The organism is Mesorhizobium sp. WSM1293 (genome assembly GCF_000513875.1).
Taxonomy (GTDB): Bacteria; Pseudomonadota; Alphaproteobacteria; order Rhizobiales; family Rhizobiaceae; genus Mesorhizobium; species Mesorhizobium ciceri.
Genome location: NZ_AZUV01000001.1, coordinates 543,302 through 555,469 on the forward strand (window position 1 = coordinate 543,302; position 12,168 = coordinate 555,469).

Below are 12,168 nucleotides of genomic sequence, written 5' to 3' on the forward strand. Positions count from 1 at the left end.
CTCAGAATGCCTGTCCGATGCCGGCATAGATGCCGAAATGCGGATCGCCCGGATCGCGGTTGAGCGGCACGGCCGCGTCGATGCGCAGCGGCCCGAACGGCGTGACATAGCGCAGGCCGACGCCGGCGCCGACCTTGACATCGGAGAAATCGGGAACCGATTTGGTCGACACGGTGCCGGCATCGACGAACGGCACGATGCCGATCGTGTCGGTGATGGCGATGCGCATCTCGACCGAGGTTTCGAAGAAGGACAGGCCGCCGATCGGCTGGCCGGTGAAATCCTTCGGACCGATGCCCTGATAGGCGTAGCCGCGCACCGAACCGCCGCCGCCGGAATAGAAGCGCCGGTCGGCCGGCACATTCTGAAGCCCGGTGCCGACGATCGACCCGATGGCGACACGTTCGGCCAGCACGAACTTGGAAGCCGAATCCAGCGACTGATAGGCCGATCCCTCGCCCTTGAGCTTCAGGAAGGCCGCACCATTCAAAATGTCGTAGCTCGGCTCGGCATAGGCCAGCACCCGGAAGCCGCTGGTCGGGTTCAGGCGGTTGTCCCTGTTGTCGTAGACATATTGCAGCGGAATGCTGGCGATCAGGTATTTGTGCTTGCCGAAAGCGTCGTGGATGCGGGAATAGTCGAGCGCCACCTCGGCGGAAACCGTCTGCTTCTTGGTCAGTTCGTAGGACAGGCCGGCGCTGCCCTTGACCGAGAAATGGTCATAGGCATCAGGATGTTCGAGCACCGTCTTGACGCCGGCGAAGAACTTCGATGCCGGTCCGATCACACCGGGTTTCTCGAACATGATGCCGGCATTGTAGTTGAGTTCGCCGAGATCGTTGCTGCCAATGCCGCTGATCTTGCCATCGATGCGCAGCTTCTCGGCCCGGCCGAACAAATTGCGGTGGCCCCAATAGCCCTCAAGGCCCAGCCCCTCGGTGTTGGAAAAAGTGCCGCCGACGCCGAAATAGCGTGGCTTGCGCTCGCTGACCTGGACGCCTATCGGGATGTTGCCCTCGGCATCGAGCTTGTCGGCTTCCTTGAACGTCACGCTGTTGAAGACCTCGAGCGCCAGCAGCCGGTCGCGCGCGTCGTCGATCTCTTGCGGCGAGTATTGCCGGCCGCGCTTGAGGCCGGTCATGTATTCGGTGAAGTCGCGGTCGACCTTCTCGGTGCCTTCCACGGTGGTCGGGCCATAGCCGGCGACCGGTCCGGCGGCGACCGTCAGCGTCACGTCGAGCGTCGAGGTGGCATGGTCGGCGACGATCTGGCGGTCCGTCACCTCTGCCAGCGGCCTGCCTTGCTCCTTCAGCGTCCGCACGATCAGCGCCTCGGCCTTGAGCACTGCGCCGGATCCGGCGTCGCCGCCTGATATCAGGCCATAATCGGCGCTCATCAGTCCTGCCGCGTCGCCTTGCAGCCTGATATTGCCCAAGGTGAATTTCGGCCCGGTAGCAATGTCGATCGCCACGGGAACCGGCTGCGGACCCTTGAATTCGGCATCCGGCGGCAAATCGTCGAGCGGCTTGCCGTCGATGGTGACGGTGACGACGCCTTCGTAGCGGGCATCGGCATAGAGCGCGGCGACAAGCTGTTCGCGGTCGCTGCGCGCCTTGGCCATCAGCCCTAGCGAGCCTGAAACCGGACGCTCCTCGTCGCTCTTCAGCGCCGAGGCATTTTCGAGCTTCTTGACCAGGTCCTTGTCGGCGTCGGGGGCATTGATGGTCACGGCGTAGCGCAGAGGATCGACGATGTCGGCATCCTCGTCGCTGGACGATCCCCACAGCTTGATGCCGAAAAGCTCGAAAGCGGCCGCCGGGGGCGATTCGGCGACGAGCACGGTCGAGCACATCATGGCCAGCAGCAGGGCGCGCGGAAGCGCACGCCCTGGCGCGCGACCTCCTGACATCTGCTCTTCATGCGCCGGCATTAAGACAACCTAGGTTACAAAACTAAAATTGGAATGAAGTTCTGAAGCGCTCGTAAAGGGGCCACAATCCAATTGTCTGAAATAGGACGGGCTTGGAATTCACACCTTTTGCGTCGCCGCAAGAAAGCGTGATCCCCTGTCCTATGGAGGTACTACCGGTCATCGACCGGAAAGGAAACCGTTGGCAGGCGGACCCCTGCCGCGTCCTTGTGTTGACAAGCCTGACTGAAGCTTGATCATGCCCGGACGTCAGCTGTGTCTGGAGGGGTGTTATGGCAATGCGCGCGGCTCGTGGTCTTTCGATTCTGATTCTCCTGTTTTTTGCCTGGGCCAATGTCCTGGCCTGGAGCAGCGTCGCGCAGGCGGCCGAGGCCCGGCGTATCGCGACAACGGACAATTCCGATTATTTCGGTTTTGATCTCAGGTCCGACCAGAATGTGACAATCGACCAGTGCAAGACGACATGCCTGGGAGACCCGGCCTGCCGTGCCTTCACCTACAATAAAAAAGCCAAATGGTGCTTCCTCAAATCCGACTACAACCAGTTGAAAACCTTCAATGGCGCGGTCGCCGGCAAGGTCGTCAACATCGATGGCGATCCTGATATCGGCGCGCCGCCGGAACTCGCCTTCTTCCCCAACTGGATGGCCGACCAGGCCCAGCAATACCGCAACAAGCTGCTCGGCCCGGCCTATGACAAGCCGACAGAAGGCATGGCTGCCTTGCTGAGTGCCGCCGAACAGGCCGTGCTGACCGGCGACCACCGCTCCGCCATGCTGAAATACGAGGCCGCTGTCTCGGTACTGCCCGATGATGGCCAGCTCTGGCTCAACCTGGCGCGTGAAACGCTGGCCGTGCAGCCCGCCGCCAGCACATCCGAAGCTTCCACTTTGCCGACGAACGGCACTTCGGCCGCATTCAATGCCTATAAACTACTGCGCACCACCAAGACGCGCGCCGAAGTGCTGGCGCTGCTCGGCAACGGCCTCGACAAGCGCGATCTCTACCGGCCGGCGCTGCAGGCCTATGAGGCGAGCCTTGCCCTGAATCCGTCGCCGGCGGTCCAGGCCGACTATGCCGATCTGAAGGCGCGCAAGGGTTTCCGCGTTATCGACCACACCATCGACGCCGACACCAGCGCGCCGCGCATCTGCGCGCAATTCTCCGAGGATCTGGTCAAGACCGGCGTCGATTACGCGCAATTCGTCACTGTCGACAATGCACCGCCCAAGGGCGTCGAGGCCAAGGATAAGCAGATCTGCGTCGAAGGGCTGGAGCATGGCCAGCACTACGACGTCACCTTCCGCGCCGGCCTGCCGGCGGCAATCGGCGAAGTGACCGCGGCTCCCGTGGTGCTGTCGATCTATGTGCAGGACCGCGCACCGTCCGCCCGCTTCACTGGCGACAGCTTCGTGCTGCCGGCCGGCGCGCGCCGCGGCATTCCGATCGTTACCGTCAACATGAACGCCGCCGAGATGAAGCTCTATCGCATCGGCGATCGTTCGCTGGCACAGCTTCTGTCGGGCTACCAGTTCCTGCACCAGCTGGACGGCTATGACATCTCCAACATTTCCGAGCAGATGGGCGCGCCGGTCTGGCAAGGCCAGCTCGACATCGCCAATGACCTCAACAAGGAGGTCACCACCTCCTTCCCGGTCGACGAGGCGGTGCCGCAGCGCAAGCCCGGCGTCTACGTGCTGACCGCCCAGGCCGTCAACGACAAGAGCGACGACTACAACTCGATGGCCACGCAATGGTTCGTCGTCTCCGACATCGGCCTGTCGACCTATACCGGTCAGGACGGGCTGAACGTCTTTGCCCGTTCGCTGGGCAGCGCCAAGCCGATCGCCGGCGCCGAACTGACGCTGGTCGCCAGGAACAATGAGGTTCTGGGCACGGCGACGTCGGATGCCGACGGCCATGCCGTCTTCAACCCCGGCCTGACGCGCGGCGACGGCGGCATGGTGCCGGCCGTGCTGATGGCCAAGCAGGGCGACAATGACTTCGTCTTCCTCGACATGGGCCGGGCCGGCTTCGACCTGTCCGACCGCGGCGTCACCGGGCGCGCGGCGCCAGGTGCGCTCGACGTCTATGCCTGGACCGAACGCGGTATCTACCGCGCCGGCGAGGATGTTCATGTCGCCGCACTTGCTCGCGACGGCGCCGCCAAGGCGGTCGAAAACCTGCCGTTGACCTTCATCTTCTCGCGCCCCGACGGCGTCGAGGACCGCCGTATCGTCAGCGACGGCGCATCGGCCGGCGGCCATGCCGTCGACCTGCCGCTCGCCCCCAACGCCATGCGCGGCACCTGGTCGGTGTCGATCTACACCGATCCCAAGCAGCCCGCGGTGGCCAGCCAGATGTTCCTGGTCGAGGATTTCGTGCCGGATCGCATCGAATTCGACATGAAGGCCGACAAGCAGGAAATCGCCCAGGGCGAAACCGCCAACATCGACATTGACGGCCGCTTCCTCTATGGCGCGCCGGCAGCAGGCCTGGCGCTGGAAGGCGAGCTGACGCTGTCGACGTCGCGCGACTGGGACCGTTTCCAGGGCTTTTCCTTCGGTCTCGCCGACGAGCAGTCGGCCGAACCCACGGTCACCCCCCTCGCCGATCTGCCGGTGGTTGGCGATGACGGCAAGGTGACCTTCCCGGTCTCCGTCGACCAACTGCCCTCGACCACCAAGCTGGTCGACGCCAAGGTGACGGTCAGGATGCGTGAAACCGGCGGCCGCGCCATCGAGCGCTCGCTCAACATCGGCATCCGCCCGCAGGGCCATATGATCGGCATTCGTCCGGATTTCGCCGACAATGAAGTGCCGCAGGGCGGCACGGCCAAGTTCAGCCTGATCGCCGTCGATCCCGACGGCAAGCGTGAGGCGCTGAAAGGCGCGCAATGGACGCTGGTCAAAGTCGAACGCAATTACCAGTGGTACCGCTCCAACAATTCGTGGAATTACGAGCCGGTGACCTTCACCAAGTCGATCGCCAACGGCCAGGTCGACCTCAACGCCGACGGCGACGCAACGGTCTCCGTGCCGGTCGATTGGGGTCAGTACAGGCTCGAGGTTGAAACCGCCGATCCCGAAGGACCGGCGACCAGCTACGAGTTCGACGCCGGCTGGTATGTCTCCTCGACCACCACCGAAACGCCTGACGGCCTCGAAATCGCCCTCGACAAGGACAATTATGCCGCCGGCGAAGTGGCCAAGCTGAAAATCTCGCCGCATTTTGCCGGCGAACTCTTGATCAACATCGGCTCCGACAAGCTGTTGAAGACCATCACGGCGTCAGTGCCGGCCGGCGGCAGCACCGTCGACATTCCGGTCGGCGACGACTGGGGCGCCGGCGCCTATGTCACCGCAACCCTGTTCCGGCCGGGCGATGCGCAGGAGACGCGCATGCCGGCCCGCGCCATCGGCGTGAAATGGCTGAAGGTCGATCCGGGTTCGAAGAAGCTCGCCATCACCTTGACGCCACCGGACAAGACCATGCCGCGCCAGCAGCTGTCGATCCCGGTTTCGGTCGCCGGCGTGCAGGCGGGCAGCAATGCCTATGTCATGGTTGCCGCCGTCGATGTCGGCATCCTCAACCTGACCAGCTACAAGGCGCCGGATCCGGAGAACTGGTTCTTCGGCCAGCGCATGCTGGGCATGGAAATCCGCGACATCTACGGTCGCCTGATCGACGGTTCTCTGGGCAACGCCGGCAAGCTCAGGACCGGCGGCGACGGCGCCAACATGCAGGCGCAAGGCAGCCCGCCGACCGAAAAGCTGGTCGCCTTCTTCTCCGGCGTCGTCGAGCTTGACGCCGACGGCAAGGCGCGGGTCGGCTTCGACATCCCGCAGTTCAACGGCACCGTGCGCGTCATGGCCGTCGCCTGGACCAAGGACGCGGTCGGCCACGCCCAGTCCGACGTGATCGTGCGCGATCCCGTGGTCATCACCGCCGGCCTGCCGCGCTTCCTGGCGCCTGGTGACGCCGCCGTTATGCGCCTCGACGTCGCCGACACCGATGGTCCGGCCGGCGACTATGCGTTCTCGATCGAAACGACGGGCGACCTGTCGACGGGCGACAAGCCCCTGCCCCAGAAGCTGACGCTCGCCCATGGCAAGCGCCAGACGCTGACCGTGCCGCTGATCGCTCAGACGGCCGGCAATGCCTCGCTCACCATCAAGCTTGCCCATGCCGACGGCACCAAGGTCGAGCAGACGCTCTATGTGCCGGTGCGCCCGGCGCAATTACCGGTCACCACCCGCCTGGTGGTCGACCTCAAGGGCGATGGCGGCGCGCTTCGCGTCGACAAGGAGCTGCTCGCGGCAAGCCTGCTCGACGGCGCCTCTGTCAGCGTCGGCGTTTCGCAGGCTGCCGCCTTCGACGTGCCTTCGCTGCTGATGACGCTCGACCGCTACCCCTATGGGTGCGCCGAGCAGACCACCAGCCGCGCCATGCCGCTTCTCTACGTCAATGAATTGGCGTCCGGCATCGGCATGGCCAGCGATCCCGATATCCATGGCCGCATCCAGGACGCCATCTACAAGGTTCTGAGCTACCAGGCCTCGGGCGGCAGCTTCGGCCTGTGGGGCCCGGGCTCCGGCGATCTGTGGCTCGATGCCTATGTCACCGACTTCCTGACCAGGGCACGCGAGCAGAAATACGACGTGCCGAGCCTGGCCATGAACCAGGCGCTCAGCAACCTGCAGAACTCACTCGGCTACGACCAGAGCGTCCAGGACCGGGGCAGCGAGATCGCCTACGCCCTCTACGTTCTGGCCCGCAACAAGAAGGCCTCGATCGGCGACCTGCGCTACTATGCGGACACGCAGCTCGAAGCTTTTTCCAGCCCGATGGCCGTTGCCCAGCTGGCGGCAAGCCTGGCGCTCTACGGCGATACACCGCGTGCGGAATCGACGTTCAAGACTGCCCTGCAGTTGGCCAAGTCGACCACCGACTACGACTACTACCGCTCCGACTACGGTTCGCGGCTGCGTGATGGCGCGGCGATGCTGGCGTTGGCGGCGGAATCCAAGCCGGTACCGACAATCGTGCCGGAGCTGATCAAGCTGGTGACCAGGGAACGCGCCGAAGCCCGCTGGACCAGCACCCAGGACGAATCCTGGATGCTGCTGGCGGCCCGCGCGCTGAAAGAAGGCAATGATACGATCACGCTGACCGTCAATGGCGCGGCGCATTCCGGCGGCTACTCCAACCAGGTCGAAGGCTCTGACCTTGTCGACAGCCCGCTGACCATCGCCAACACCGGCAAGACCCCGCTGCAGGCCGTCGTCACCACGGTGGCGTCGCCGGTCCAGCCGCTGCCGGCCGGCGGCGACGGCTTCACCATCAGCCGCACTTACTACAAGCTCGACGGCACCGAAGCCAATGTCACCGAGGCGACTCAGAACGAACGCTATGTCGTCGTGCTCAAGGTCAACGAGCAGAACACATGGCCGTCGCGCCTGCTGGTCACCGACCTGTTGCCGGCCGGCTTCGAGATCGACAATCCCGGCCTGGTCTCCAGCGCCCAGTTGACGAACTTCTCGTGGCTTGCGCAGACCGATGCGGCCCATCTCGAATTCCGCGACGACCGTTTCGTCGCGGCATTCAACCCGGCCGACGGCGACCACGACCACAATCTGACCCTCGCCTATGTCGTGCGCGCCGTGACGCCGGGTACCTATGCGCACCCCGCGGCAACGGTGGAAGACATGTATCGGCCGCAATACTCGGCCCGCACCGCCACCGGCATGATGGAGATCAAGGCGCCGTAAGGCGCTGATGGTGATGGACGCGATGAGCAAAGTGCCCCCTCACCCGCCCTCCGCTTCGCTCGGTCGACCTCTCCCCGAGGGGAGAGGAGACGGCCAGCGCTGGCGCCAGTCTCTTCTCCCCACCGGAGAGAAGGCGGCCGCGAAGCGGCCGGATGAGGGGGCATCTTTACTGCCATGAAGATGCTTCGCAAATTCGCTGTTGGAGCGGCAGGGTGCGCCGGCATCCTCGCCCTTTCCGCCGCGTCCCTCTGGGAACTCGACCGCGCCTTCCCGCCCCCGCTTCCAGCCGAACTCACGGTCTCCACCGAAGTCCAGGACCGCGATGGCCAGTTGTTGCGCGCCTTCGCCACGCCGGACGGCTACTGGCGGCTCGAAACCCGGCTCGACCAGGTCGACAAGCAATTCGTCGACATGCTGGTCACCTATGAAGACAAACGTTTCTGGGACCATGAGGGCGTCGACGTGCTGGCGCTGGCGCGCGCCGCCGGCCAGTTCGCCACCAGCGGCCACATCGTTTCCGGCGGCTCGACGCTTTCGATGCAGCTTGCCCGGCTGATCGAGCCGCGCGAAAGCCGCAGCCTCGGCTCCAAGATCAAGCAGATGCTGCGCGCCATCCAGATCGAACGGCGGCTGTCGAAACGCGAAATCCTCGAACGCTACCTGACGCTGGCGCCCTATGGCGGCAATCTGGAAGGCGTGCGCGCCGCCTCGCTGGCCTATTTCGGCAAGGAGCCGAAACGGCTCACCGTTTCCGAATCCGCCCTGCTCGTCGCCCTGCCGCAGCTGCCGGAAAAGCGGCGGCCCGACCGCAATTTGAAGATCGCCCACGCCGCCCGCGACCGGGTGCTGACCCGCATGGTCTCCTCCGAACTGCTCGGCGAGCGCGAGGCCGCGCGTGCCGCCCTCGACGATGTGTCGGGCCTGCGCCGTACCCTGCCGGCCCTCGCTGCGCATGCAGCCTATGCGATGCTGCCCAAGGCCGTCCCCGGCCAGCCCTTGCAACTGACGATCCGCAAGAGCGTCCAAGAAGGGTTGGAACAGGTGGCGAGGGACGCCGCCACCAAGCTCGGCCCTCGCCTGTCGGTCGCCATGATGCTGGCCGATTCCCGCACCGGCGACATTCTCGGCGAAGTCGGCTCGGCCAATTTCTTCGACGCCAGCCGCTCCGGCTGGATCGACATGACAAAGATCGTCCGCTCGCCCGGCTCGACGCTGAAGCCGTTCATCTACGGTCTTGCCTTCGAACAGGGCCTGGTGGCGCAGGAGACGCTGATCGATGACAGCCCTGTCGATTTCTCCGGCTACCGGCCGAAGAATTTCGACATGGGCTACCAGGGCGATGTCAGCATCCGGCAAGCCCTGCAACTGTCGCTCAACGTGCCGGCGATCCGCGTGCTCGACGCGGTCGGGCCAACGCGGCTGATGGCGCGCTTCCGCCAGGCCGGCGTCAGCCCCATACTGCCGGTCAACGAGGCGCCGGGCCTGGCCATCGGCCTTGGCGGCGTAGGCGTCACGCTGCGCGACCTCGTCCAGCTCTACACAGGGCTCGCCAATGGCGGCAAGACGCACACGCTGCATGACGGCACCGAGCCGGCCAATGCCGAGCGCACCAGCGCCACCATCCTCGACGGTCAGGCCAACTGGCAGATCATCGACATACTGTCGGGCGTCAAGCCGCCCGAGGGTGCCCTGCAGCGCGGCATTGCCTACAAGACCGGCACGTCCTACGGGTACCGCGACGCGTGGTCGGTCGGCTTCGACGGCCGCTATGTGCTCGGTGTCTGGGTCGGCCGTCCCGACGCCGGCGCGGTGCCCGGACTGTCCGGTTATGTCTCGGCCGCTCCCATCCTGTTCGACGGTTTTGTCCGCTCGGGCCTGGCCGCCGTCCCCTTGCCGGGCAAGCCGCCCGGACTGTTCAGCCCCAGGCGCGAGGACCTGCCGGTGACGCTCGCCCGCTTCGGCGCCGGAGCGGACGGCCTGGTGCAGGCGACAGTGACCGAACCCGCACCGACCATCATCTTCCCGCCCGACGGCGCCCGCGTCGATCTCGGCACCAATTCGGTCGACGCCTCGCCGCTGGTGCTGAAGCTGCAAGGCGGCCGTGCGCCGTTCCGCTGGCTGGCCAACGGCAAGCCGCTGGTGGGCATCGACCGTCGCCGCACCGCGACCTGGCAGCCCGACGGCGCCGGCTATTCGACGCTGACCGTCATCGACGCCGCAGGACGTGCGGCGAGCGTGAAGGTGTTTGTCGAATAGACGGCTGCAAGCGATTCGTGGAATTGGCTTTCCACAGGCTCAGCGGATAGCAGGATACTCACCCATGCCTGTTCCGAGGCACCCCCCTCTGGCCTGCCGGCGATCTCCCCCGCAAGGAGGAAGATCGGATGTCCTTGCCGCTTTCGCCAGTTATCAATGGTGGAGCAGGACGCCAAAGCTGCCAATCTCCCCCCTTGCGGGGGAGATGCCTGGCAAGGCAGAGGGGGGTGCCTCGCGCGATCCTTTCCTGTCGGCAGCCTCAGCACTGGCAGCAACAATCCTTGTCACGGCAATCACCCTCCCTGCTCTCGCTGACCCACTCCCCGCCGGCTTTGTCCGGCTCGCCGATGTCGACCCCTCGATCCGCCAGGACATCCGCTACGCCGGATCGGATAATTTTCTGCACCGCAAGGTGAACGGCTATGGCGCCCCGGTCTGCATCCTCACCGAGGATGCGGCGAAGGCACTCTCCGCTGTCCAGAAAGCGATCGCGGCCAAACGCCTGACCCTGGTGGTGTTCGATTGCTACCGCCCTGCCCGCGCCGTCGCCGACATGGGCGAATGGACAAAACAGGGCGGGCCGCCCGATCCGCAATGGTATCCGGAGGTCAGGCGCAGCGACCTGATCGCCAAGGGCTATGTCGGAGAGTTGTCGACTCATTCACGTGGCTCGACCGTCGACGTCGCCGTCGCCCAGATGGACCGCAGGTCCAGCCCGAACCCGGCCTGCGGCACCGGGGATGCCGACACGCTCGATTTCGGTACCGGTTTCGACTGCTTTGATTCAATGAGCGAAACCGCATACCGCGGCCCTGCCAGTGAAGCGGCGGCAAATCGCAAGATGCTTGTCGACGCCATGCGCGCCGGCGGCTTCAAGAACTATGCAAGGGAATGGTGGCACTTCACGCTGAAAAGCGAACCGTTCGCCAAACAGCGTTTCGACTTTCCCATCACCGCCGATTGAGGCACCGGATCAAATTCCACACCTTGCCTCGGCACTACCCATTGCTAGATAGGCTGAGTGGCAGGGCCATGGATTCTTCCTTTGGCCGCAAGAGGAAAATATTTCTCCAAAGGACGAAATGGCGCCGAACATTTTCTCAAGAGGGGCAAAAAAGGCAACATTGAATGCATCTAATTTCTACCAATTCGGTAGATTTGGCGCGGGTTCAACGGAGGCAGAAATGACCAAACCTCATTTCAGGAAACTGCTCGGCGCACTGGTCGCCACATCTGTCCAGTTCGGCACGCTCGGTTTCGCGTTTGCCGATACCACCATTCTCAACGTCTCCTACGATCCGACACGCGAGCTCTACAAGGCCTATGACGAAGCTTTCGTCGCCCATTGGAAGGCCGAGACCGGAGAGACGGTCACCGTCCAGCAGTCGCATGGCGGATCGGGCGCACAGGCCCGCGCCGTGATCGACGGCCTCGACGCCGATGTGGTGACGCTGGCACTCGAAGGCGACATCAATGCCATCGTCTCGAAGTCGAAGAAGATCAATCCGGACTGGCGCACCAAATTCGAAAACAATTCGGCGCCCTACACCTCGACCATCATCTTCCTCGTGCGCAAGGGCAATCCCAAGGGCATTCACGACTGGAGCGACCTCGTCAAGGACGGTGTCCAGGTGATCACGCCCAATCCCAAGACGTCCGGCGGCGCGCGCTGGAACTATCTCGCCGCATGGGCCTACGCCAACGCCAATGACGGCGGCGACGAGACCAAGACCAAGGAGTTCGTCGGCAAGCTCTACGCCAATGCCCCGGTGCTCGACACCGGCGCGCGCGGCTCGACCGTGACCTTCGCGCAAAAGGGTCTCGGCGATGTGCTTATCGCCTGGGAAAACGAGGCCTATCTGGCGCTCGACGAGTTCGGTGCCGACAATTTCGACATCGTCTACCCGCCGACCTCCATCCTGGCAGAACCGCCGGTGGCAGTGGTCGACGCCAATGTCGATGCCAAGGGCACGCGCAAGATCGCCGAAGCCTATCTGAGCTGGCTCTACTCCAAGGAAGCGCAGACGATCATCGCCAAGAACCATTATCGTCCTGCCAAGCCCGATCTGGTGCCGGCCGAGGACCTCGCCAAGCTGCCGCCGATCAAACTTGTAACCATCGACGATCCACAGTTTGGTGGCTGGAAAAAAGCACAGCCTTATCATTTCGGCGATGGTGGTATATTCGACCAGATCTACAAGCCCCAGTAAG

The 12,168-nt window shown here is 64.3% G+C and carries 5 protein-coding genes; 4 read left to right on the forward strand and 1 reads right to left on the reverse strand.

Annotation, left to right across the window (positions count from 1 at the left end; translation table 11 throughout):
* Position 1: 1 nt before the first annotated feature.
* Positions 2-1,930, reverse strand: a complete 1,929-nt coding sequence (locus tag M729_RS0102690; RefSeq protein ID WP_027160682.1) for an autotransporter assembly complex family protein — start codon at positions 1,928-1,930, stop codon at positions 2-4.
* Positions 1,931-2,202: 272 nt separating this feature from the next.
* Here M729_RS0102690 and M729_RS0102695 point away from each other — a divergent pair, with 272 nt between their 5' ends.
* From M729_RS0102695 to M729_RS0102710, 4 genes are all read left to right on the forward strand, one after another.
* Entirely contained in the window at positions 2,203-7,701 is a 5,499-nt protein-coding gene (locus tag M729_RS0102695) for an alpha-2-macroglobulin family protein (protein WP_027160683.1), read from the forward strand.
* A gap of 174 nt (positions 7,702-7,875) precedes the next feature.
* Complete coding sequence (gene pbpC / locus M729_RS0102700; protein ID WP_027160684.1) at positions 7,876-9,957, forward strand: penicillin-binding protein 1C; 2,082 nt, start codon at positions 7,876-7,878, stop codon at positions 9,955-9,957.
* Positions 9,958-10,162: 205 nt separating this feature from the next.
* Positions 10,163-10,921, forward strand: a complete 759-nt coding sequence (locus M729_RS0102705) for a M15 family metallopeptidase (RefSeq protein WP_245267530.1) — start codon at positions 10,163-10,165, stop codon at positions 10,919-10,921.
* Between the two features lie 220 nt (positions 10,922-11,141).
* Positions 11,142-12,167, forward strand: a complete 1,026-nt coding sequence (locus tag M729_RS0102710; RefSeq protein WP_013530876.1) for a sulfate ABC transporter substrate-binding protein — start codon at positions 11,142-11,144, stop codon at positions 12,165-12,167.
* Position 12,168: the final 1 nt, after the last annotated feature.

What these genes read in the sequence shown, in the direction of transcription:
- M729_RS0102690 (WP_027160682.1), bottom strand. Translation starts at nt 1,930, where the DNA reads ATGCCGGCGCATGAAGAGCAGATGTCAGGAGGTCGCGCGCCAGGGCGT.
- M729_RS0102695 (WP_027160683.1), top strand. Translation starts at nt 2,203, where the DNA reads ATGGCAATGCGCGCGGCTCGTGGTCTTTCGATTCTGATTCTCCTGTTT.
- pbpC (WP_027160684.1), top strand. Translation starts at nt 7,876, where the DNA reads ATGAAGATGCTTCGCAAATTCGCTGTTGGAGCGGCAGGGTGCGCCGGC.
- M729_RS0102705 (WP_245267530.1), top strand. Translation starts at nt 10,163, where the DNA reads ATGCCTGGCAAGGCAGAGGGGGGTGCCTCGCGCGATCCTTTCCTGTCG.
- M729_RS0102710 (WP_013530876.1), top strand. Translation starts at nt 11,142, where the DNA reads ATGACCAAACCTCATTTCAGGAAACTGCTCGGCGCACTGGTCGCCACA.